This window comes from Nocardia sp. NPDC056564, from assembly GCF_042793755.1.
Taxonomy (GTDB): Bacteria; Actinomycetota; Actinomycetes; order Mycobacteriales; family Mycobacteriaceae; genus Nocardia.
Genome location: NZ_JBHTUR010000019.1, coordinates 97,214 through 122,685 on the forward strand (window position 1 = coordinate 97,214; position 25,472 = coordinate 122,685).

The following is a 25,472-nucleotide window of genomic DNA, read 5'->3' on the forward strand; positions in this document are numbered from 1 at the left end:
CTGCTCCAACCGCTCGATCTCGTTACCGCGTTGCCGCGCATCGGCTTCGGCGATCCGCTGCTGCTCGGCCAGCGCCTCCGCCGACCGCGCGAGAACTTCTGGCGAGTCGGTCCGGTGCACCTGGGTACGGCCGTCTTCGCCGGGCACCAGGCGATAGGTGGTGACGTTGTCTCGGTTCGGCCCGACCAGGTCGCCGAGCTCGGGATGCTGCGCGACCGCGCGATCGATCAGTGTCGTCGGGTCCGTCGCCTCGCCACGCACCACGACGATCGCCTGCGGCGGGTCGCCCGGAATGATGCCGATCTGTGGCACGCCGTCGAGCGGCTCCGCACCCGCCTCGAGCATCGTGTCTTTTCTGATCTGGTCGGCGAGTTGCTGATCCCGCTCGGCCACGTCCCGCTCGGCATAACGATGCCGCTCGAACGCTTCCTCCGCGGCCGCAGGATCCTGCGCCTGCCGCAGCTCTTCCGCAGCCTCGTCCCTCGCCCGAATGGCATCGGCCTTGGCCTGCTCTAACCGCTCGATCTCGTTACTCCGTTGCCGCGCATCGGCTTCGGCGAACCTTTGCTGCTGCGCCAGTTCTTCCGCGGCCGACATCGGCTGATCCGGCTCGGCCACCGGCTTATTCGCCTCGACCACCGGCTTACTCGCCTCAGCCACCGGCTTACTCGCCTCAGCCACCGGCTTACTCGCCTCGACCACCGGCTTATTTGCCGCGCCGTCCTCGGTTGGCCGGGGTGTTTCACGCAGCGGCGCCGCCTGGTCGACCACGTCGTTCGACGTGTTCGCCGGCTTGTTCGTGACCGCTGCCGGATTTTCGTTCGGCTTGCTTTGTGCCGCAGCATCGTTCGTAGCCGGAGTGGTCTGCGGCTGAGCCGGTGCCGGTGTCTCGCCGGTCGGCGGCTTCTTCGCGCCACCACCATCACTCGGCGCGTCGGGTTCCGGCCGCGGCACGGCCAGCGGTGGCGCATCCGGCGGATCGGTCCGGCGCACCTCGGTACGCCCGTCCTCCCCGGGGACGAGGCGGTAGACGACGACATTGTCGCGGTTCGGGCCGACCAGATCGCCGAGCTCCGGATGCACCGCGGTAGCGCGATCGATCAGCGTGGTCGGATCCGTCGCCTCGCCACGCACCACGACAATCGCCTGCGGCGGATCACCCGGAATGATGCCGATCTGCGGCACCCCATCCAACGGCTCCGCACCCGCCTCGAGCATCGTGTTCTTCCGCAGTTGCTCGGCGAGTTGCTGATCTCGCTCGGCCAGCACCCGCTCGGCGAAGTTGCGCTGCTCGTACGCCTGCTCGGCCTCGCCTTGGTCCTGTGCCTCGTCGAGCTGTCTCGCGGCCTCGTCCCTGGCGCGCACGGCGTCGGCCTTGGCCTGCTCCAACCGCTCGATCTCGTTACCGCGTTGCCGCGCATCGGCTTCGGCGATCCGCTGCTGCTCGGCCAGCGCCTCCGCCGACCGCGCGAGAACCTCCGGCGAGTCGGTCCGATGCACCTGGGTGCGACCGCCCTCCCCGGGCACCAGGCGATAGGTGGTGACATTGTCACGATTCGGGCCGACCAGATCATCGAGCTCCGGATGCACCGCGGTAGCCCGATCGATCAGCGTGGTCGGATCCGTCGCCTCGCCACGCACCACCACGATCACCTGCGGCGGATCACCCGGGACGATACCGATCTGCGGCACCCCATCCAACGGCTCCGCACCGGCCTCGAGCATCGTGTTTTTTCTGATCTGGTCGGCGAGTTGCTGATCCCGCTCGGCCACGTCCCGCTCGGCAAAACGATGCCGCTCGAACGCGTCCTCGGCCTCCGCCTGGTCCTGCGCCCGCCGCAGTTCGTCCGCGGCCTCGTCCCTCGCCCGGATGGCGTCGGCCTTGGCCTGCTCCAACCGCTCGATCTCGTTACTCCGTTGCCGCGCATCGGCTTCGGCGATCCGCTGCTGCTGCAACAGTTCTTCCGCGGTCGGGGCCGGCTCCTGCTGGCGTGGGTTCGAATCCGCCTCCAGCACAGGAACTTCCGGCTGCCCGCCGCGAATCGCCGCGCGGGCGCGGTCGAGGTTGACGTCGTGCTGTTCCAGGCGCTGTTCGAGGCGCATGACTTCCGCGGTGGCGGCGTCGAAGTCACGCAGCGCGACCGACAGGTCATCGATGCGCTGCCGGCCTTCCGCGTCCGGCTGCTGCGTCCGCAGATTGGCCAGCCGGTCGGCGGGATCGGCTGCGCGGAACAAACTCTCGGGATCGACCCCGGCCACCCGGGCCGCCTCGAGCAGTGCGCGGGAGCGCGTGTCCCACAGCTCCTTGGCGTTGGCCAGTTGCTGTTCGTAGCGGTCGCGCGGCAGGAACGGCTCCGGCGCGTGCAGCGGTTCGGGCGCGTACGGGATGTTCGCCCGATCGCCGGTCAGCGGCGGCCGGTTCGCATCCCAGTGGAAGCCCTCGGCAACCGCGTGTGCGTTCGCGTCATGCCAGGTCCAGCGCCCGTCGCGGGGAGCGGGAGTGCGCAAGAAGTTGGATTCGGCGAGCGCGTCGAGCATGAGGACGACGTCCGCGGGCAGCGGCTTGCCATCCACGATCCGGTTGATCGCCTCGGCCACATCGGCGAGCTGATCCATTCGCCGCGTCGTCACGTTGCCGTCGGGATCGGCGTAATCGACGGCCGGATGCTCGTCGACCATCAGATGATTCAGGATCTGCTGAATCTCGTCCCTGGTGAAGGCCGGGAATTCGTGCTTCGGCGGGGCGCTGTCGGGTTGCGGGCGATCCGGGAACGGGTCGGGCCAGTTGTGCTCTTCGATCTTCGGCGGCAGCGGACGGATATCCGGAGCCAATCCGTCGACGATCCGGGTGATGTCCGCGTCGGTGATCGCGCGCTCGTTCCGGATATCGAGCAGCTGTTGCCGGATGTCGGCGATCGTGTGCCGGATCGCGACCCGATCATCGGTGGCGAAGTTGTCGAAGGAATCGTCGGCGATCCGGTTGATCGCTTCGTTGATCCGCTGCACCTCCCGGTCGACCCCGGCCTGGTCCGGCTCGATACCGCGGTGCGGATCGACCAGTTCCTTGCGGATGCGTTCGACCAAATCCTGTGCGCCGACCCGCATCTGCTCTTGCCGGTACTCGGCCAGCCGTTCGGCCATGCGGTCGGCGAGCTGATCGTCGGCCCGGAACCTGTCGTATTCGCCGTCGGCCCATTCCTGCACGCGCCGCCAGTTCGCGACGTCCTCATCGATCGCGGGCCGCAGCCACTCCGGGATCTCGACCCTGGCATGCTCGGCCGGCTCCCAGGTGCGGTACATGGGCTGGAAATTGGTCTCCGGTGGCCGGTGCCACTGGAACGACGACCACATGGTGCCGACCGGGAAGAATCGCTTCAGCCACGGACGCGCCAGTACCCAGTCGCCGATCGCCGGATGCCGATGGATCCACTCCCGGACCAGGGGGTGGTCGATCGCCATGAACAAGGTGCGGATATTCCGTTGAATGGAACCGATATCGGCACCGAGATGCAGGCTGACGATATCGTCGGGCGACACGCCGTAATCGAAGTACCGGGTCTCGACATTCATCGGGTTCAGCGGAAGCATGTTCTTCGCGATATGCCCCGGCGGGATATCGGAGAACGGCGTCGCCAAGTCGTTGATGTAGTCGGAAAGCCCACCCCACCAATCCGGATTACCCGGATCGTATTCGTGGCCCGCGTCGGGACCGCGGTTGGTGCGCAGGCTCGGCTTGGCCGGATCGACGTTGTGCCACTGGCCGTCGGCGTCCTGCCAGCGCACCAGCAGCAGGCCGGGGTCACCGTTGATCCATCCGGTCGTGGTCCGCTCGACGCGCGGACCATTCATCGGCTCCCGCCGCACGGTGCCGTCCTGATCGAAGACCACCCGCTGGTATTCGACCCGCGGCTGCCGCATCATCGCCTGTGCCACAACCGGTTCGGTAAGGATGGCGTGTGCAAGCGCGTCGTCGTGACCCGCACGCGACGGCTCGAAATCGGCTCGCGGACCGAACACGATGATGCGCGAAGGCTCACCGGGGATGTAGCCGACCCGATCGGTGACCATCCAGCCGTTCTCCGCCGCGACGAGATCCCGCCACACACCGTTGAGCCGGGCCATCTCGTCGCGCAGCTTGCCCATTTCGTGCTCGCCGACCAGCACGTCGCGGGCGGCGGCTTCCAGCTCGTCGAGCGCGCGGTGGCGCTCGGCCATCTCGCCGTTGTCCACCCGCATGGTGCGCGTGCGATGCCAATCCAGCGCCTTTTCCAGGTCGCGTGGGTGCGGGCCGAGCTCCGAGAGCGGAATCCCGAGCCGGCGGGCCAGGTCCTCCATGACCGGCCGCCGCGCCTCGACCTCGCGGAGCAGATCGGCGTATTCGCGGGCCAGGCGATCGAGGGTGTTGCCGGTATCGTCGCCAGGCGGGCGCTCGCCGACGACGCCCTCGTCCCGCAATTGCGCGAGACGGGCGTCCTTCTCGGCGATGGCCGTGTCGAGCCGCTCGCAATCCCGCATGGCATCACTGAATCTGCGAAGGTCACGCAGGTGCAGTTCGCGCTCGGAACCGCTGAGCTGTTCCCGGACGATCCGTTCCGGGGTGTCCAGGTTGCCGGGGATCCGGGTCCGCCGCGATTGCGCCTGGTCGTACAGCTCGAGCATGCGATGCTCGAACGCGGAGCCGGTCAGATCCGTGAACCCGAGGTACGCGGCCAGCTCATCGCGCTTCGCCCTGGCGAATTCGCGCTCATGATCCAGCTCACGCCGCTCCTCGAGCAGGCGGGCGTACTCACCCTCGGGCGTCTCGAGCCGGGCTGCCTCGCGGGCGGCGTCCAGCGCGGCCAGCTCGCGATCGATCCTGGCGATGTCGTTGTTCGCGTCGTGAACCCGGTCGGACAGCCGCTCGAGCTCGTCGATGCGGGCGTGTTCGCGCGGCATCTCCTCCCGCACCTCCATGGTGCGCCCGCGCAACTCCTCCAGTGTCTGCGCGAGGTTGTCGGGATGCAATGCGGCCCAGTCGTTTTCCGACGAGACGCGCAGGCGGCCCGCCAGCTGATCGCGCTGCTGCTGCACCGCGTCCCGCTCGGCGACGACCCGATCCCGCTCGGCCTCCAGCTCGCGCTGCCGCGCGTCGAACGGGTCCTCGGGGTGCTGTGTGCCGTCGGTCTCGTGCGGCGGCGTGCCGTCGCCGGACTTCCGATCGCCGGGGTTCGTGCCGTCCTCACCCGGATCACCAACCGGCGGTGGCGATTCCGGCGGCTTCTTCCCGCCGCCCGCACCCTCTGGCTCGGGCTGCGCGGTGGAATCCTCTGGCGGCCAGACCTTTACATCGCCCTCGTGCGGAACTTCACCACCGGGCTCCGGAGTCCGGTGCTTGCCCGTTTCCGCGGACGGCACCTCCGTCTCCGGGTGCGGCAACGTACCGTCGGCGATGCCCCGGGAGAACTCGGCCCGCAGCGCCAGCATCCGCGCCCGCCACTCAGCGTGATCGGCCGCCATCTGCGACGCCCAGTCCCGCGGTTCGATATCCGCGATCCGCCGCATCTCGGCGGCGTGGTCGGCGGCCATCCGCGCCGTCCACTCGGCGGTCTCGGCCCGCATCCGATCGGCCCACTCCGCGGTGCTCTCGTACCGGGGGGCGCGGTCGTCACCACTACCCGCCATCTCGTCCGACGGTCTTGGGCGCGTACCGTTTTCCGCCTCGGGTTCGCGCGGTGCGCGATCGCCGACCGGCGTGTTCTCCGCCGACTGGCGCGGGCGCGATTCCGCGTCAGGGACATCGCGATCGTGCGTCGACGTGCCCGGGTCGGCCGGACGCACCGGAGCCGCGGGGCCCGGGTCGGCCGGTTTGATGACCAGGTACCCCTTGTCGCGGGCCTCCTGCTCGGTGAAGATTCCGGCGACGTCCTTCACCTTCGGGATCGGGCTGCTGCCCTCGTGCACGTCGGCCAGCTTCATCAGCCCTTCGGGCGTGGTCGCCGCGATGTCGAGGTCGCTGTCCGCGTGGAACGGCGCACCCGAGCGCTCCGAGATGCCGGTCTGCCTGCTGCCGAAAATCACCAGCGGCTCACCGGTCTCCGCGACCGATTTCCTTGCCGCGTCCAGCATTTCCGGCGTCACGCCGGGACCGGGTTCGCCGATCACCTCCACCTCGGGCAGACCCCGATCCGGCGGCCCGGCATCGGGCCGGTCCAGACCGACCTCGTCCGGCACCTGGGCCGGCAACTCCCCGTTGTCGTCCCGCACCCTGGGCGCGGGCTCGCCCGTGCCGTCGTGCCGCGTGGGGTTCGCGTCGTCGGGCCGCCCGTCGTAGGCCTGACCGACCCTCGGCTGGCCGGCCTGCGCCTGCGCCTGCGCCTCGGCCGTCAACCTCGCCCGGTCCACCGCGTTCAGCGGATGGTCCGGCCGTCCGCGCCCGTCGAACACGATGGCATGCGATCCGTTCATCCCCGCCGGCACCCGCGGCGGATAGCCGTGGTCGGGCAATCCGGCGCCGAGGTCGCGAACGATGATCTGGCCGCCCTCGTTCACCAGCAGGTAGGCGTGGGAGCCGACACCGTACGCGTCCCGCGGACCCGCATACGAGTCGACCATCAACGCCGCCGCGCCGTCCCCGAGATCGAGCAGCCGCTGATGCGTGTCGGCATGCGTGGTCGGCTGCAGCTGGCCGCCCGCCGCCAGCTGCAGTTCCTCCCTGGTCATGCCGTCCGGACCGATCGGGCGGTCCGGCAAGTTCACCCGGTCTTCGCCGTACATCGCCCGCAACTCTTGCAACGACAGCTCACCGCAGCGACCGCGACGATCATCCGGATGGCTCACCGGGTTGTCCGGCGCGTGCGGGACCGGACCGGTCGCGGTCGGGTCGGGGCTGCCGGCGTCCGGTGCGGAAGCGTCGGGCTGGGTAGGCGGCTGCAGGCTGTCGCGGGAAATGACGCCGCCGATGTCGTTCATCGGCACTCGCGCACCGTCATGATCGAGCTTGAATTTCGCGTAGTCCGCTTTGCCGTTTATATCGACGTGCACCTTGTGATATTCGATATCCAACGTGCCGTCGTGATGTGCTTCCAGCAGTTGGTTACGAATATCCAACAGCGCCTGGCCTTCTGGCCGCTGGAGCAGATCCGCTTCGGATTCGGTCAGAATCGTCCGCAGGTTTTCGTCGATGGCGAGCGTGCGCCGCAGGTATTCCGGCGTGCCCTGCTGCGCCCGACCCGCGGGCGTCGCCGCACTACCCAGATCCGAGCCGACACCCTTGGCCTCGATGACCACCAGTTTGGCCGGGGTGTCGCCGTCGCGGGGGATGAAGACCGCGATATCGACGGAGTTGTTGCCGTCGAACGCGCCCTTGAACGGTGTCACCTGTACCGCGCCGGGATGGATATCCGGATCGAGCGCGTAGGCGGTCGCGCCCAGCTCACCGAGCAGCTTGGAGGTCGCCACCATCTCCTTACCGAGACGGTTGTACTCCCTGGCGTTCTCCTCCATGTCGTACAGGCGCGCGAGCTTTTCGATCTTCTGCTCGGGGGTCAGGTGCCGAGGATCGCTTTCCGGGAGCCGCGCGTGCTTCTCGATCTCCGCCGCGATCTTGGGAATTTCCTTCGGGAGATTCTTCTCGCTCAGCTTGTTGACGTCTAGTTTGCCGTCCTTGTCCCGGACGTTGAACTCGTCCATTTGGGGCTTGAGCAAATCGTTGACGTCGCTACGAAGTTCGCCCTGTTTGATCCGGAGCTCGGATGCTTTCGCCAGGTCCGCCAACGCCTTCGGATCCTTGACCGGGTAGTCGCCCTCCTCCGCGACCTCGGCCTTGAACGCCAGATCCTGGCCCGAGAGATGGTCCTTGATCCATCGCTTGCCGTCGGTGAGGTTGAAACCCTTGTCCCGGAACGTTCCCGGCGCATCGTTGACGTGGTGCCACGCGCCGTCGGGCGAGCGGTAGACCTGCGGTGGATCATTGGGTTGGCGCAGCAGCCCGTCCGGGCCCCGTTGCAACCCAGGAGGCACCGGCTCATCCGCAGGGAAGAAGCCGTGGTGCTGTCCGGGCGGCAGATTACCGATCCGGCCCGCGTCCGCAAGATCGGCCGGATTGGCCAGCAGTTCGTCCCGAATGTGGCTGGGCACCTTGTCCGTCGGCGTGCCGTCCGGCTTGAACATGATCGCGCTGACGCTGTGCAGTTCCTTCGGCGTCCGCGGCGGGTAGCCGTGGTCGGCCTCCATGCCGGGGTCGTGCACCTTGATCTGGCCGCCCTCGTTCACCAGCAGGTACGCGTGTGCGCCGACCCCGTGCTCGTCGCGCGGACCCTTGTAGGTGTCCACGACCAATGCGACGGCGCCATCGCCCAGCTTCAACAGCCGTCGCTGGATCGCATCGTGGCCGCCGGCGAAGTCGCGCAACTGCCCGCCCGCGGCGCCGACCAGCTCGCGCTGGGTCATGCCGTCGGCACCAATTGTCCGCTCCGGCAGCCGGATTCTGTCGCCGAACCACTCATGGAGCCGGTTCAGCGAGAGCTCGCCACACTTGCCGCGATTCGGATCGTCGGGTTCCAGCGGCCGCTTGTTCTCGCTGTCGCCGTTCTGGCGCGGCGGCGTGCCGTCTCCGTCGGCAGCGTGCTGGCGCGGCGCACCGTCAGCACCCGACTGCCGTGGGTGTGCGGTCGCACCCGGATCCGCGACCGGGACGAGCTGTACGTCGTCGTGATGTGGGCGACTGTCGGAGTCGTCAGCGTGTTCGTTGCGCCGTGCGGGATCCGCGTCGCCTGCGCGGTTCGGACCGTCGCCTCCCGGCCGGGCGTCGTTCGCACGTGGGCGTCCGCCGTCGTCCCCGGCGCGCGGCTCGGCCCCCGCGTGCGGTCGATCCGCTTGCGGCGCACCGGTTTCCGGCTTGCTCCTGGACTGCGGCGCGTCGGATTCCGAACGCGGCCGCACGTTCTGGTCCGAATCCGGACGCACCTGGACGTGTTCGTCCGCCCCGCCCGCCCTGCGCTCCGGCGCGCGCGACACCTCGGAACCGCTCGATTCCGCGCGCACGCCCGGAGTCGAATCCTTGCCTGCCCGAACAGCATTCGCATCCGAGATCCCTGCGCGCGAATCTCCGCGCGGACGGTCGGCGCCGGACTTGACCTCCGGCGATCCGGCGCGCGAATCGGCGGCCTTCGGCTCTGCGCCGGGCCTGGTCTCGCCACCGCGCCCCGGCTCCGCACCGGCAGGCCGCGAGTTCGCGGCATCACCGGCGGGCCTGGATGTGGCGGCGTCACCGGCTTGCCGAGGCGCGGCGCCGTCACCGCTTTGCCGGGGCGCCGCACCGTCGGCGCCAGGACGAGCCGGCCCGGCGTCGGCGCCGGAGCGGACCGGCGCACCGTCACCGACGCGGCCGGCATCACCCGAATTATGGCTTACCGCAGTATTTCCCGGCTCTGCGCCGGAATGCTGCTGCGGTGCGGACGATCGATCGCCGCTGCCCGATTCGCCGGTGCCGCTGTCGTGCGTGCTGCCCCCATCGGCGATGCCCGCCCGGCTGTGATCCGCGCCGCCGGTGTCGGCTCCGGCATGCTGCTCCGGCGCGCCTGCGCGACTCTCGGGTGCGCCCGCGTGCTGCTGACCACCGTCATTGCCGCGACTCTCCGAACCACCGTGCTGCTGACCAGCGTCGTTGCCTCGGCTTTCGGAACCACCGTGCTGACCACCGTCATTGCCCCGGCTCTCCGAACCACCCTGCTGCTGACCACCGTCAGTACCGCGGCTCTCCGAACCACCCTGCTGCTGACCACCATCGGTAGCGCGGCTCTCCGAACCACCGCCTTGCTGCCGGTCGGCATCGGTGCTGTAGGTCCGATCCGAGTCACCGGTGCGCGACGAGTCGCCGTTCTGCGTCGAGGTGTCGTCGGTCCGGGTGGACGACCCGTCACCGGAGTTGGCGCGATTGTTGCTCCCGCCGCCGACATTGTCTCCGCCGGTCCGTTCACCACCCGAACCACCGTGCTCGCCCTGCCCGACCCCGCCGTTCTGCGTCGTGCTCAGACCGTTGCTGCCGGCCGGGCGCATGTCCGGACCGCCATTGCTGTGCGTCCCAGCGCCTTCCGGCCCGAGGCCCGCATATCCGACCCGTGGCCCGCCCGGGGCCCCGACGCCGATCGGCGCGCCCATGCGACCGAAGTGGAAGTTGGTCGCCCGCGCCTTGTTGCCACCGGACATCGCGCCGTTGGACAGGCCGGCGGTGATCATCCGCGGATCGAAGTTGCTGAGCGCGCCGCCCCAGCCGTTGTTCATGACATCGATCGCGAATTGCGGTGCGTATCCGGCGATCGATCCGGCGAATCCCGCGCCGAGTCCGGTGACCGCGCCCTTCATGCCGGGGCCCAAATCGACGTGCTTCAAACGGTTTCCGAGCCAATGCCCGGCCGCCGCGCCACCGAGTGCGCCCGCACCCGAGGACAGCGCGGTCATTTTGACCTGGTCCCAGTTGATGTCCTTGCGGTGACCCTGTTCCTTCTGGATCCACTGGATTCCCAGGTCCTGGATGGTACCGAGCGCGAGGTCGAGTGCGACGTGCTTGACGAGGAACTTGATGCCCTTCGTCACGGCCATCTTGAGCACATGCTTGAGGGCGGCCAGGAGCGACTGCCTGGCGATCATCCGGATCGTCACCCGGGTCGCGGCAATGGCGGCCAACTCCACGGCAGGCGCGGTGGGCGGAAACAGCCACGCCGCGGCGAGTTCGATCGCCAGCAGTCCCAGCGAGGACCACATCATCCATTTGGCGTACTCGATCTCGGTACCGACACCGTCGGCGGATTCGCTGAGCTTGTCGAAGAATTCGGCGAGCTTCTTGAGATTGTTGTTCTCTTGCTCTTTGCTGGCGCCGGTGCCGTCGCGCATCTTGTCGAACGCGCCCGCGATCTCGTCGCGCGCCTCACCGGACGGGTACGCGCCGAGCGCGGCCGCCTTCGCCGCATTGATGTCGGCCATGATGCCGCGCAGCTCTTCGGCGGCATTGCGCCAGTCACCGGCCAGCGCTCGCATGCCGGTCTCCGAGCCCTCGGGCCAATCGCTACCGGCGACCCACCCAAGGGTTTCGAGGAGTCCGTCCCAGAAATCCATTCAGATCACCAACCGGAATCGGTGACCCCACGCTCCCGGGACTTGACATTGTCGAGCGACTCGACATTGTCGAATGCCATGGCGGCGCTGTCGGTTTCGGCAGCGGTGGCCCGCTCCAACGAATCGGGTTTACTCAGTGACGCGTGCGTCTGCGCGGGCATCTGGCTGCTCAGGTCCGGCATTCCCTCGACCAGATCCGACAGTTTCGGCAAACGGGCGCGCTCCTCCTGGAATGGTGCGAGCAGTTCCTGCGACTGGCGGCGCACGTCGGCGGTGGCTTCTTGCGCCGCCTGGGTGACGGCACGCGCCAATTCCGCGTATTCCAAATCCTCGACGCCTCGGCCGAACTTGGTCTCGATGACGTTGCCGTCCGCATTGACCACGACGGTCACCCGGCCACCGCGCACGGTGGCCTTACCCATCAGCGCAAGACGCTGTTGTTGCAATCGCGCGATCGAGTGGAGCTGCGATTGCACCTCCTCCATCAGGCCGGCGACGTCTCCCCGAGAAAAATCGTGTGCCACGGCTAACGACCCTTACTCACGACATGAAGCTTTCGCCATTGCGCTTGTCCAGATCCTGCTGCAACTTGTCGGCGACCTTCCGCTGGTCGGTGGCCACCTGCTTGAAAGTGCCCGCCATACCGGTGACGCCGTCGATGAGGTTGGTCTTCGACGACAGATATCCGTCGTCGCCGCCAGGGCCGTTCGCGAATTGGTTACCCATTTTGTCGTCACCCCAGGGTGCGCCGCGACCGGCGACTGCCGACTTCAGGTTGTTGACCACATCGGTGATCCGATCGCCGACATGGGCGGTCTTGCCCGCGGCCGATCGGAATTCGTCCGGGTGGAACTCGAATTTCTCATCCGCCACAATGCACCCTTTCCCGCAGTGCGAGGGACGCCAACCCCCGGTCGTAACCTGAAATCCTTGGCAGAGTTCATGATCAGTTCACCCGATCTCCGCCGTCAGTCAATAAACCGTAACACCATCACAACCGGTGGACCACTCCAATGGGACACCCCAGTCCTAGGGGCACCGAAGCCGTCTTGCCCGCTCCGAGCAGCGCCGATCAGGCATCGACCTGTCCGTGCCGCTGCTGGAATCGCTGCTCGAACTCGGCGATGTAGAGCGACGGGGCCACCGAGGACGACGACTGCTCCAGCACGCCGTCGTCGGCGATGTAGAACAGCGCGCGGCCGATCGCGATCTCGCCCGGTGCGGTCGGCACGTAGACCATCCACCCGATGCTGATCCGGTCCGCGCGCAGGCCGTTCAACGGGTACCGGGAGGTGTCCATGCCGCTGTCCAGAATGAACTGGCGAACCCGGGCGATCGCGTCTTCCTGCGGCATCGGCTCCGGCACCGTCATCGTCACGCCGGCCATGGTGAGCTGGTAGAGGGCGCTGTCGATGTCGAAGCCGCCGTCCTCGCCGAACACGTCGACCAGGGTGGACCGGGTGACGACGCCGATCTCGGCGGCCGACACCAGGTTGGCGACCGCCTGCCGAAGCCGTGGGCTCGGCGACTCCGCGATCAAGCCGGTCACGATGTCGACCACGGACTCGGGCGACCACATGCCGGGCACCGCGTCGCTGAGTTCGTCGGCGATCGGCGACATACCGCGATACCAGTTGCCGCCTTCCCACCAGTAGCAGAACGTCAGCAGGCCGCCTGCCGCACGCGAGTTCAGCACCGGGTTGGCGACCCACTCCGGCGCGCCCGCGTACAGGTCGGGCATCGGCACGCCCCGGTTGTAGACCGCGTTCAATTCCGGCGCGTTCCACACTCCGCCGGACAATACGGCCCGGCCACCCGGCACCGTGTACAACGTGGAGCCGCTGCGCTTGGACCCCTCGAACCAGCTCAACGCGGGCAGCACGCGCGGACCCAGCGGCGATCCGGCGGCCACGAACGCCGCGGCGATCACCGCCCAGCGGGCCGCCAGCAGCGGAAACGCCGGGAAGTCGCGCGCGGCGAGCACGCCGCGCCTGCCCGCGTCCCGATCCGCCCGTGCCTGGACCGCCGCCTGCTGCGGAGTCCGCGACTGCCGATCGGCGTGCCCGATGTAGGCCGCCAACCACACCGGCAGCACATCGCGCGGATAGACCTCGAGGTCGGCGCGGTAGATCTCCGGTGCGAAAAGTTGTTCGTCGGGGAAGGGTTCGTCGCCGTAGTCGTAATCGACCTCGACCTGACCGCTGCTGGTCAACGTCATGAGGTAGCGCCACCACGGTCCGTCACTGAGCTGAGCGGACACGTGCCGGTGCTGGCGGACCAGGGCCAGCACCTCCTCCGGCGGGTAGGCCCGCACCATGCGCTCCTGGTCGTCGGTGAACACCGCGAGAGCGACCTCGGCGGCGACGGTCACCGCGAACACGGCCTCCAAGCGCTGCCAGCCGTCCGGGCCGGCCCCGCCCAATTCCCTGGCGATCTGATGGCTGATCGCGGTGGCCACCTCGGCCGGGTCCGTCACCGGCGGCGGTGCGGTCATCCCGCCGGCGAGGGTGAACCCGACGTCGGGTTCCTGGTCGTCCCCCTCGGATCCCTGGCCGGTCGGCTCGCCGGTTTCCGCAAATCCGTTCTGCTGCTCAGGCGAGACCAGGAAGCGCCGCATGAAAGCCATTTGGGCAGCGGTCGTCTCGGCACTGGCCGGTTCACCGGAATGATCGTGGTCCGGCGCCGACTCGTCGCGTGGCTTGTGGTCCGGAGCCTGATCGTCTGGACTGGTCACGTCGCGGAAATCTCCTCATCTGCGCACCGAAACAGCGGCCGTTCCGAAGAGATAGCCGCCCCCTCGTCAATCCTGGCACAGATCGCCGGGCGGCGAGGTTCCCGTGCGCGGACGAGCGGTGGCATCGCGTCAGGCCTCAGGTCGCAATCCGAGGAGCGGCAATTCCAGCGGACTGTTCGCTGTTTTCTCGTTCCACGCTTGATAGACCAGCGATGCGGGATCGGCGATCCGGAACGCGTCGCGCAGTCCGGTCACCACCATCTCCGCCAACTTTCGATAGGCCGCCGACGCCACGGGCCAGGGCAGCTCGACCCACCAATTCCCGAGGTGGTCCTCGTCGGGTTCCTGCCAACCCGCCGCACGCAGCAGATGCCGGCCCGACTCGCCCGCCTGCACCGCGGGATCGAGCCAGCGGTCGCCGGCCAGTTGTGCCCAGACACTGTCGTCGAACTGCCGGAACTGCGCTGTCCTGCTCTTGTCCGAGGAGGTCGGGGCTTCACCGATGACCACAACCGCACCGGTCGGCAGCGTCGCCAATTCCTTGGCCAGCCCGTCGGCGAACTCCGCCCATCCCGTCACAGCAGCCCCTGTTCCTCCAGGTCGATGGCCGCGTCGTGGTCGGCAAGCCAGGAGTTGGTCATCAGATACAGCTCCACCGTGGTGGCGGGATCGCGCAGCACGAGCGTTGTCTCGGGGCCGGCCCAACGAACCTCGGGCACCGCTCCGGGGATTCGCGCGGTCGGCTCACCGAACGCACGGCTCAACGCGGAGACCATGGCCGCGAACGCGTCGCGCGTCTGCGACCCTTCCGGCTCGTCGTCGGAAGCGAAGTCGGTCACCTGGACCTTGATCTCGCCGGCCTGGCCGTCCCGGCCGGTCAGCTTGGCGCTGCCCGCCCCGAAGCCCGCGTCGAGCATGACCCAATCGCCCCGCGCCATCACCACGGTCCAGCCGAACGTCGATGCCAGCTGCGCCGCATCGTCGAGCTGCCACGACCACTCGAGTGACCGCAGCCGACTGGCCAGCTCGACGATTTCCTCGTCGGTCAACGCACGCCATTCCGTCATGCAATCACCCTAGCTCTAGCGTCGGACCTCGTCTTTTCCGCGCGATCGACTGTGCCACAACGGGTAACCATGCACAACAGACCGCGCCCCGAATCGACGACGGCGAACACTATGCCGAGAGCGTGCCTCGCTCGGCCTCCGCGCGCTCGATCTCGGCGATGAACCGCTCGACACCGTCCAGGGCGGCGCGGGCTTCCGGGAGGAGTCGGTGGGCGACCTGGAATACGTGGAACATGCCTGGCCACAGCTGTACCTCGCACTGGCCGCCTGCGGCACGCTGGGCGGCGCCGTAGTGCTCGGCGTCGGCGCTGAGCATTTCGCTGCCGCCCGCTTGCAGCAGCATCGGGGGTAGGTCGGGGCCGACGTGGGCGGCGACGTTCAGCCGGGGGTCGTCGAAATGGGTTGTGCCGGTGTAGAGGCCGGTCATTCGGGTGGCGAGGCCGAAGGACATGAAGGCCTCGTTCACCTCGGCGCGGCGGGCGTCGGCGAGGGCCCAGGTCGAGTCGACCAGGGCCGAGAAGCCGACGAGGGCCTTGGGTTGGGGCAGGCCGAGTTCGCGCAGTTGCACGCACAGGCCGAGGGCCATGTGGCCGCCGGCCGAATCACCCATGAGCACAATGTCTTGCGCGGCGTGGCCTTGTTCGAGCAGCCAGAGGTAGCCGTTCAGCACGTCGTCGTGGGCGGCGGGGAACCGGTGTTCGGGGGCGCGCCGGTAGCGGAGGGTGAACGCGGGGCGGTCGAGGCGGCGCGACAGTTCGGAGACCAGACCGCGGTGGGTGGCCGGACTGCAACCGACGTAGCCGCTGCCGTGCAGGTAGTAGATGAGTGATTGCCCGGGTCGCGGCGCCGCGCCGACCCACTCCCCCATTGCGCGTCCGCGTGGCCCTCGGACATCGACCGGTGTGGCCGGCAAGGTGCGGTCGAACCAGATCCGGCAGGCGACGGCCAACCCGAGCCGCGCACCGGCGACGCCGAGGCGGTTGGCGGGCAGGCGCGCGCCGAGCGGTCGCAGCGTGGTGTGCAACGCGAGAATCACGCCACGGCTGGCCAGAGATAGCGGATCACCATTGATCATCTACCGATTGAACCCAACGCCGCGGGCTGTGGCAATAACCGTCAGCAGCGCAGGGCACAGTGCACAAAGGTGCCTGCCACCTGCTGTTCGATGTCACAGTCTCGCCAGATCAGGCGAAGATCGCGGCGCTACGCGAAGGGTCGGCGAGGATGTCCCGGACCAGCAGGCCTAGGTCTACGTCGGCAGGAACGGAACGGTAGATCGCGTCGAAGGCGGGGACGCCGGCGACGCTGACCACGAACCTGGTGTTGCGGCGATCGTAGGGATACCAATCGATGGTGACCGGGCCGTCGAGATCGATGTCGCGGTTGCCGACCCGCAGCCCCAACCTGCCATGGTGCCGGTAGAGCACCACGGGGACTTCGCCGAGTTCGGCGTAGACACCGCCGAGCCGACTGGACCCACCAGGTGTCGCCCGCAGCGCGCCGGTGATGGGATCGAATTCTGCCCATACGCCGTAGCCGACGTATGGGCGCACGATAACCGTTGCGCCGCCGCCACTTTCGCCGGTATACGCGCGTCGACCATGACCATTGCCGCCGTTGCGGTGACCGTTGCCGCCTGGCCCTGGGCCGCCCATGGGTGGGATGGGCGTCCACGGCGGTAGCGAGGATCCTGGTTGATCGGCCGGTGGAATCGTCACGCCTGGTGGCAGATTCGCCGGCGCCGACGTTCCTGGCGGAACCGGACCCTCGGGATACGGATGCGGGGGTGTCGAAATCTGCGGTGGGATCGACAGGTTCGGCGGAACCGGCAGGTGTGGTGGTGCCGGCGTGTTCGGCGGCACCGGGATATGGGGCGGCTCCGGCAGATTGGGCGACACCGGTAGACCCGGCTGCTCCGGCGGGTTCGGTGGCACGGGCGGATTCGGAGGTTCCGGGATGTGTGGCGGCACCGGCGGATTCGGTGGGTGCGGTGGGTTCGGCAGACTTGGTGGTACCGGGATATGCGGCGGCTCCGGCGGACTCGGTGGAACCGGTGGGTGCGGCGGGTTCGGTGGCTCAGGTACCTCCGGCGGCACGGGCGGGTGCGGCGGCACCGGGATGTGCGGCGGGACCGGCGGCACCGGAAGATGCGGCGGGACCGGCGGAATCGGTTGGACCGGCGGCGTCGGCGCTACGGGCGGTGCCGGAGGCTGGGGCGGATCCGGAGTGTGCGGTGGCGCTGGCGGCGTTGGTGGGTGCGGCGGCGTAGGCGGGTGCGGAGGTGTCGGTGGGTGGGGCGGACGCGGCGGTTCCACCGGGGGTTGGGGGTCGGGGACCGGCCACGGGATGGGAGCGGAGTCCAGGGGGCCGGGGAACTCGAACTCGTAGTCTCGTGGCGGGTGCGGGATGTGTGACCTCAGTGCACGGCCAGGCAGCTGCGGCGGTTTCGGATTTCGTTGAGTGGTGGCGGAATCAGGCGGATCGGCGTCACCACTACGATTCGCCTGCGCGCCGCTGTCACCGGTCTCGGGCTCCGGGCCACGGCGAGGCGACAGCTCTGGCTCCGTTGGGTCGCCACCGTCGCGCCTGCGTGTCGGTGCATCCGAGTCGTCAGTTTCCCGTTGCGGGGTGGGCTCGGGCCGGTCAGCAGGCGACTTGCTGGTTTTCGTAGTGGGCTTCGGCGCAATGCCCTCGTCGCTTTGCTTCGTTTGCGCGTCACCGTTTTCCGATTTCGGCACGGCTTGATCCGCGACGGCCGACTCGCGCGGAGGCGTCTGTTCGAGTCCGGACTCGGGATCCCGGTTGGTTGGCGACTCAGGGTCAGTCGATCGGTCTTGGGTTGGGGGGTGGTCGGATTCGTGCGATGGGCCGTGGTCTGCGGCGGGGTCCGGGGCGGAGGGCTTGCGGGGCGAGGAGCCGTGGGGGTCTGTGGGTGGTTCCTGCGGCGGGGCGGGGGTTGTCGGTGGTTCCTCGTCCGGGTGGGTGGATGCGCGGCGGTCGAGTTCGTCGAACTTGGCGATCATTTCGCGGTGGGCGGCCTCGAGGTTCGCCATGAGTTGCTGGTGTTCGCGCTGGGACGCGAGATCGGTGCGGATCTGCTCGAGGTGGTCGAGCGTGCGGCGCAACTCGGCGTCGGCCTGTTCCGCGTGGCGGCGGTAGGCCTCGTCCACCTTCGCCAGTTCGCGGGCCAGCGCCGCGTCGATCCGGCCGGCCGGGCTCGCCGAATCCTCCTCCGGCGCAGCAGTGTGTGACTCGTGCTGCTCAGCGAGGTCGCGGCCGATCTGCTCGAGCTGGCCGAGCACCCGCCGCAACTCGGCATCGGCCTGTTCCGAATGCCGCCGATACGACTCGTCCAGCGCCGCCAGCTCACGCGCCACCGCCGCGTCGATCCGCGACGACGGAGACACCGAATCCGATTCCGGCGCAATATCTTGCGGCTCTAGCCGTGCTGTGAGGTCGCGCTCGATCTGCTCCAGATGGTCGAGCACCCGCCGCAACTCGGCGTCAGCTTCGTCCGCATGACGGCGGTACGACTCGTCGAGGGCGGCCAGTTCCCTGGCAAGTGCCTCGTCGATCCGCGCCCTCGGGCTCACCGAATCCGGCTCCGGCACAACGCCTTGCGGCTCGAGCCGATCGGCCAGATCACGACCGATTTGTTCCAGATGATCGAGCACCCGACGCAGCTCGGCATCGGCCTCATCCGAATGCCGCCGATACGACTCGTCCAGCGCGGCCAGTTCACGCGCCACGGCGTCATCGATTCGCGCGCGCGGTGCCACCGAATCCGACTCCGGCACACCGTCATGCAGATCGAGCGGCTTGTCCAGGTCCCGGCCGATCTGTTCCAGACGGTCCAGCGTTCGCTGCAACTCGGCGTCGGCCTCGTCGGCCTGGCGCTGTTGCGATTCGTCCAGAGCGGCGAGTTCACGCGCCAGCGCTTCATCGATCCGGGCACGCGGGTCCGCCGAGGTATCCGTCGTCGGCCGATCCGCGCGCGATTTCGGCTCGGCGCTCGGCGGCTCCCCGGCCAGCGTCGCCCGATGACCCGGGTCGTTCGGGCGCTGCCCCGAATCCCGCTGCCGCGCCGGATCATCGGTGGCGGAACTCCCGCCCGGTTGCTGATCGCCGCCCTCGCGGGCGGGGCGCCGGGTGGCGCCATCCGATCCCGGCCCGCTGGGCGGCGGTTCGGTGAAGGTCGAGGAGGGCGTCGGGCCATCGTCGCCGGGCCCGCCCAGTTCGGGCCAGGGGCGCCCGTCGCCGGGATGCGCGGACTGCTCGCCCGCGGGCAGTTGCTCCGGCGCCCGATAGAACTGATCGGCCAGGTCGGCGAGTTCGCGGATCCGCGCGGCCCGCTGCCGCACCTCGTCGCGCATCTTGGCGATCTCCGCGGCCAGCTCCTTGGGAGTCAGGCCCTCGTGCTTTTCGATCTTTCCGTCGCGGTACGCCTCGTACACCTTGCGGAACGTCGCGTCGTCCGCGTCGGCGAGATCGACGCCGACCAACCGGGACCAGTCCCGGTTGGGATCGGGCCGATCGCTCTCTGGATCGCTGTCGCGATCCCAGGTTCCGTCGCCGTCGGGCCGGCGCGGATGCTCGGCGAGGGTCTGTCCGAAGTCGAGCGAGTCCCCGGAATCCATTGCGTCGCGGATGATGTCGCGCAGCGCGTGGATCGCCTCGGGATCGTGGATCGGCGGCTCGCCGGTGACCCGCGGATCGGCGGACAGATCACCGCGCGGCACATCGGCGTAGGGATCGACCTTGATCAGCGAATTGGCGTACTCGGTGAGCGCGTTCCGCAGCAGGTCGTGCTTGCCGTCGCGTTCCAGCTGCGCGAGCAGCTTGCGCAGTTTCTTCGGATCCAGGCTGTTCGAGTCCAGCCCGTGCACCAACCGGCCCGCGTCGTTCTTGGCGTATTTCGGCGGAAAGAGTTCCGACGGCTCGACACCCAGCCGCTTCGCCAGCTGATCGCGCGCGGCGACGAACGCGGCCGGGTCGAGATCGCGCAGTTGCTTGGCGTAGGCGACCAGATCGCCGACCTGCTGGGCGCGCAACGCATTTCGGAACGAACCATCCGTGAGCGCCTCGGCGATCCGCTGCGGGGTCAGCTCCGCCTCGGGAACGCCGAGGCGGGTCGCCAGCTGGCTGCGTGCGTCACCGATGTCGTTGAAGGACGAGATGTCGTTCATCGAGCGCGCGAAGTCGGCGAGCGCCTCGATCTGACCGGCCCGAACGGCGTTGTCCAGCTTCATATCCGCGATCGTCTGCGCGACGCGGTCCGGGTGCAGCGCCTCCGGTTGCAGGCCGAGGGTCCGCGCCAGATCCACCAGGTCGGCGAGCACCTCGGCGCGCGGCCGCGGCGGTGGTTCCGGCGCGTCCGCCGCCGACGGCCCGGTGTGCGGGACGTCGGCCTGGTCGAGTACGACCGGATGCCACTGACCGTCCTTGTCGCGCAACAGGGTTACCGCCAGATCGCGGCCGTCGATCGTCTCGCGGTGGTGATAGACGTCCGGCGTATCGACCGGCTCGAGCTGGATACGACCGTTCCGATCGGTGCGCGCCTTGTGGTAGTCGACCTCGACCTCACCACGATTCACCGCCTGCGCGAGATCCGGATTGTCGGCCAGCACGCGGGCCAGCGCGGCTGCCCGGTCCTGCGGTCCATCGATGACGACGAGTCGGTCCGGCACGTCCTCGCCGACCGGAATCCGCATGACCTGGTCGCCGAACGGTTCACCGATCGGCGGCTGATCGCCGGATTCGGGATGCAGGCGGAATTCGGCGGCGTCGGCGAATTCGGCGACCCGGTCCGCGCGCGCCTGATTCGCCGCCCGCAGCTCGTCGATCCGCTGCGTGGTGACCGAATCGATGTCGAGGCCGAACATCTGTGCCCAGGTGGACAATTCGTCGCGCAGCTGGTCGCGGCGCAGCGCGTGTTCGAAGTAGGCCCGCGGGCCCTGGTCCCGGCCGAGCTCGGGATCATTGGGGCCGATATCACCCCATTCCTTCAGCGGGTCCGCGCCGTTGCCGACCGGCGTGTAGTTCTGCACCCCCGTGGAACCGTCGAAGGCCGCGTTGAGCTCCTTGAGGAAGCGGCCCATGGGGTTGTCGTCGAAGAAGCTGACCTGGTCGGAGTACGGAACCGGCCGTCCGGCCGGATCCGGCTCGCCCTGCCGGACCGGACGATGGCCGGGATCGTCGTCGAACTCGTCCTCGTCGAAATACCGGTCCTCGTCCGCGCGCCGACGCCGGTCGGGTCCCTCGAGCTCGCCGGGGCGATTACGCTGCTCGCCCTCGCCGAGCGCGGGGCGCGAATCCTGGCCCGCCACATCCGCTCTGGTGTACGGGCGGGTCTGCTCCTCGTTGTAGCGCCGGTGCGCGTCGGCGAGGCCCTCGATCGCCGCGGCCTCGCGCAGCGCGCGGTACTCCTGCTCGTCGATGACCCGGCGCACCGTCGCCGGATCCTCGTCGGGCAGGCCGAAGCCGAGCCGGTCGGCCAGCTCGGACAGCGACTCGTGTTCGGGCGGAGGGCCGTCCGGGTCCGGCGTGGGATCCGGGTGCGCCGGCGGTTCTTGCTCGAGCGCCCGCGCCTCGTCTTCGCTGACCAGGCCCAAACGCTCCATGTCGTCGACGATCCGCTGCCGCTGTTCCGGATCGGACACCGAGAGCGCGTCTTCCAGGACGGCCCTGGCCTCTTCCGCCGAAATCTGGCTGACCTCGAAGAGATCGGTGATGGTCTCCCGCACCAGATCCGGGTCGGCGTCACTGACCCAGAAGCGGTACTCCTCACCGTCCGCGGTGCGCGGCACGACGAAGTCACCCGCGACATCGGTTGTCCGCCCGGACAATTGACCCAGGATCGGGAGGTGTTCGCGGTTCTTCCAGATCGTCGCGCCCTCTTTCAGGATGCGAGCGACGTTGGGCGCCTTGTCCGATGCGTCCGGCGCCGGTCCGACATGCGGAACGGTCGGCGAATGCGGAACGTGCGGAGCGGGAGCAGGCGGCTGGTCGAAGAGGTGCGGCGCGTTGGCCACCCCGTCCCGCAGCGCGGTCTGCCCGCGACCGTCCTCACCCGAGCCGGACGGGTACTTGGGGTTGTCCCCCTCGTAACCGCGGATGTAGATCCGGTCCCGGATGCGGTCCCATGCCCGCCGAACCGGCGACTTCTTCTCGACCTCGCCTGAACCCTCTTGCCGCGCGGGCGGTTCCCCGTCACTGGCCGGTACCGCGCGCCAGCGATCCTCGCCGTCCGGGTGCAGTGCCAAGGGCACCTGCTCACCATTGATGTCGAGAGTGTGCGGGTGGGTGTCGTCGGCGAGCACCACCGAATCCGGTTCCAATACCGGAGTTCCGCTGGAGTCGTTGTCGCGGTTGGTATTCGACGCACCGCCGGGGTCGTCCGGCGAGGCGGGCGGTGGCAGTTCGGGCGGCTTTTTGCCGCCGCCATCCGAACCCGATGCCGGTTCGCCGTCCGGCGGCCGGTGCCCGACCCCGACCTCGTGCAACGCCGGATCCCGCGGCGGCAGCGCGGAATCCGCGTGCTGCTGCGGAATTCCGTGCTCGTCGAACAGGATCGTGCGGGTGAGCCGGACCGGATAGTCGGCGCCGGGCGGTACCGGCGGGAAGTCGTGCGGCAGGCCCAGGATCGGATCGCGCACCACGATCGTGCCGTTCTCCTTGACCAGCACGTAGGCGTGCGCGCCGACATTGTGCTCGTCGCTCTTGCCGTAGACGTCGATCACCAGCGCGGCCACACCGTCGGGGCGCTCGATCCGGTTGCCGTCGGAGTCCAGTACGAAACTGCCGTCCGGCCGGGTCTCGTACATCAGCGCGTCGTGAATCTCGTTGTGGTTCCCTACGTCTCGCAGCGGCGCGTGCGCGGCCTGCTCGATTTCGCTCTGGGATACACCGTCCAGACCGACTTCCCGGGTCGGCACGTCGATCACGTCGCTGCCGGTGAGCCGACGGATGAGTTCGAGGCTGCGGACCGCGCAGTCGCGCCGCTGGTCGAGTTCCGATCGATCCGGGCGGGTGGCGGCGTGGTCGGGATCGGCGGCCGCGGCGGTATCCGGTGGCGTGGTCCGATGATCCGCGCGTGGTGCGGCGTCGGCGCCCGCCGCGGCGGCGAGCGGCAGCAGGCCGGCTACGTCGAGCGCTGCCGGGCCGTCCTGTCGAGTGTGCGAGCTGTCAGCCAACCGTGGCGCGTCGGAATCGCCGAGCTGCCGCGTCTCGGCGGCCCCGTCCGCACTCGACCGGGCGCGCGGCGGATGCTCGCCGCTCGAACCCGATTGCAGCGCCGACTGATGCTCGCTGCGGGCGGCGTCCGCTAGGCCGGTGCGATCCGGTTCTCGGGTGCGCGGGGCGGTGCCGTCACCACGGACGTCGCTCACCCGGGGGCGATCGGCGGGCGGGCGGGCATCTGCGGCCGGACGGCTGTCCGGGTGTCCGGCCCGCGGTTGTTCGACGCGTGGGGCGTCCGACGCGGTGTGCGCACGCACATCCGCGGACGCCGGGCGAGACGCACTGGAAGATTGTGGAGTACTGCGGTTTTCACCGGCAGTAGCCGGATTGACCGCTGTCGGGTGGGCGGGCGCAGCGCCCGGGTTCCCGGGAGGCGTCGCATGGATCGGCGCATTGGCGATGAGTCCGCCATCGGTGTTTCGCACCGTGACCGGTTCGCTGCCCGTGGAGGTCGCATCGATCCGGCCGTCGGAACCCGCGCCGTGCGCGGCGTCCACTTCCGGTGCCGGGCCCGCACGCCGAGTTGCGGGATCTGCGGAATCGGTCTGTGCCGCAGTGCGATCCGCGTTCGATCCCGCGCCGTCGACTGGCCGGGAGCCACTGGCGCCGGCCCGCCTCTCACCGTCGCCGCCGGAATGCGCCGATGTTGAATCGCCGGCCGCCCGGTCCGCATCCCGGGTCGTCGCATCGCCCGATCGCCCCTGGGCATCGCCGGTTTGGTCACCATGACCCGCTCCCCGGCCCGCATCGGCCCCCGGGGCCTCGGCAGAACTACGGTCAGCACTCGAAGCCTGGCTATCGCCAGAGCCGTTGGCATCGCTCGAATTACGCCCATCATTCGCCCCGCGGCGCTCGCCGGACCCGTCGACATCGCCCGAGTTCCGGCCATCGGCGGATCCACGATCGGCATCGGATCCGCCGGCCTCGGCAGAATTACGATCGGCACTCGATGCGCGACTATCGCCAGGCCCATTGGCATCGCCCGAGTTCCGGCCATCGGCGGATCCACGATCGGCATCGGATCCGCCGGCCTCGGCAGAATTACGATCGGCGCTCGATGCGCGGCTATCGCCGGGACCATTGGCGGCGCCCGAGCTCTGACCGTCACTCGATCCACGGTTGCTACTGGATCCGGCGCCATCGCCCGCACGCTGTCCGTTGACTCCGCCGCCCTGTCCGTTGCCCGAGACATCTCCAGCGCCGGCCGGTCTGGTCGCTCCGCCGTCACGGGACGAGCCCCGGCCGCTTCCGTCGCCGGCGCCCGCCGGCCGCGCCCCCGCGCCATCGGTCGAATTCGCCCCGCCGCCGGAGGGATTGACCGCGGCGTCGAAGCGGTCGCCGAAACCGGGCCTGCCGAACAGGTCCGGGCGCATGTGTCCCCAAGCATGCTGCGCACCAACCTTGTTCAGTCCGGACATCGCGCCGTTCGACGCGCCCGCGGTGAACATCCGCCAGTCGACCTGGGTGTGCTTCAGGTTGTTCCAGGCATCCCCCATACCGTTGCGTGCGGCGTCGATGCCGAACTGGGTGCCGGTCGCGGCGACGAATCCCGCGCCCGCGCCCACCAGACCGGCGGCCGGACCGGTGATCGCGGCCCGCATCCACGGCTTCATCTCCGAACTCAACCGGTGGCCGAGCCAGTCACCGAACGGACCCGCCGCGGCACCACCCGCGGCCGAGCTCACCGCGGTGACCGCGACCTGATCCCAGTTGATCGATGTGCGGTGGCCGTGGTCCACCTGCCACTGCTGGACGCCGAGCTCCTGCAGCGTGCCGAGCATCGTATCGATCGCCACATGCCGCAGCAGGAACTTCGCGAGCTTCGATGCCACGAGCTTGCCCGCGTGCCGGATGATCGCGGAGACCACCCGTTCGCCGATCATTCGCACCGCGATCCGGGTGATCCCGATCGCGGCCGCCTCGACCGCGGGCGCGGTGGGCGGAAACAGCCAGGCCGCGGCGAGTTCGCCGGCCAGCAGCCCGAGCGAGGACCAGTACATCAGCTTGGCGTACTCGATCTCGGTGCCGACGCCGCCGGCGGATTCGCCGATCTGGTCGAAGAGTTCGGCCAGTTTGGTCAGCGACTGGTCCTTGTCCGACCCGTCGCCGGAGCGCATGCTGTCGAAGCCCTTGATCATCTCCTCGACGCCCGCACCGGCCGGATAGGCGGTCAGCGAGGCGTTTTTCGCCGCATCGATGTCGGCGAGGATGGTGCGCAGTTCAGCGGCGGCGGTGTGCCAGTCCTGGGCCAGCGCCCACATCTGGTCTTCGTTGCCCTCGGGCCACTCCATGCCGACAATCGGCTCGAGCCACTCCAGGAAGCCCGGCAGTTCGATCATGGT

General features: G+C 69.0%; 7 protein-coding genes and 1 pseudogene. All 8 read right to left on the reverse strand.

Translation table 11 applies throughout. The features are described 5' to 3' along the window. Positions 1–11,091, reverse strand: a pseudogene (locus ACFQ9K_RS35020) (hypothetical protein); the annotation flags it as partial. Between the two features lie 5 nt (positions 11,092–11,096). After that, positions 11,097–11,615 carry a YbaB/EbfC family nucleoid-associated protein gene (locus ACFQ9K_RS35025; protein ID WP_378713312.1) on the reverse strand — a complete coding sequence of 173 codons (519 nt, stop codon included), beginning with the start codon at positions 11,613–11,615 and terminating at the stop codon, positions 11,097–11,099. A 16-nt stretch (positions 11,616–11,631) separates the two neighbouring features. After that, on the reverse strand, positions 11,632–11,964 hold the full coding sequence (locus ACFQ9K_RS35030; RefSeq protein WP_378713314.1) for a hypothetical protein: 333 nt from the start codon (positions 11,962–11,964) through the stop codon (positions 11,632–11,634). Positions 11,965–12,163: 199 nt separating this feature from the next. Then, positions 12,164–13,825 carry a hypothetical protein gene (locus ACFQ9K_RS35035; protein ID WP_378713316.1) on the reverse strand — a complete coding sequence of 554 codons (1,662 nt, stop codon included), beginning with the start codon at positions 13,823–13,825 and terminating at the stop codon, positions 12,164–12,166. Between the two features lie 129 nt (positions 13,826–13,954). Further along, positions 13,955–14,404 (reverse strand): hypothetical protein, encoded by a 450-nt coding sequence (locus ACFQ9K_RS35040; RefSeq protein WP_378713318.1) that lies wholly within the window; start codon positions 14,402–14,404, stop codon positions 13,955–13,957. Beyond that, positions 14,401–14,892, reverse strand: a complete 492-nt coding sequence (locus ACFQ9K_RS35045) for a DUF6301 family protein (RefSeq protein ID WP_378713320.1) — start codon at positions 14,890–14,892, stop codon at positions 14,401–14,403. The genes ACFQ9K_RS35040 and ACFQ9K_RS35045 overlap by 4 nt, the downstream gene beginning before the upstream one ends. 109 nt (positions 14,893–15,001) lie before the next feature. Beyond that, on the reverse strand, positions 15,002–15,967 hold the full coding sequence (locus ACFQ9K_RS35050; RefSeq protein WP_378713322.1) for an alpha/beta hydrolase: 966 nt from the start codon (positions 15,965–15,967) through the stop codon (positions 15,002–15,004). Between the two features lie 109 nt (positions 15,968–16,076). Next, on the reverse strand, positions 16,077–25,469 hold the full coding sequence (locus ACFQ9K_RS35055) for a hypothetical protein (protein WP_378713323.1): 9,393 nt from the start codon (positions 25,467–25,469) through the stop codon (positions 16,077–16,079). Between the last annotated feature and the right edge of the window lie 3 nt (positions 25,470–25,472).

Excerpts from the sequence above, each read along its gene's own strand:
- ACFQ9K_RS35055 (WP_378713323.1), bottom strand. The coding sequence starts at position 25,469 with ATGATCGAACTGCCGGGCTTCCTGGAGTGGCTCGAGCCGATTGTCGGC.
- ACFQ9K_RS35050 (WP_378713322.1), bottom strand. The coding sequence starts at position 15,967 with ATGATCAATGGTGATCCGCTATCTCTGGCCAGCCGTGGCGTGATTCTC.
- ACFQ9K_RS35045 (WP_378713320.1), bottom strand. The coding sequence starts at position 14,892 with ATGACGGAATGGCGTGCGTTGACCGACGAGGAAATCGTCGAGCTGGCC.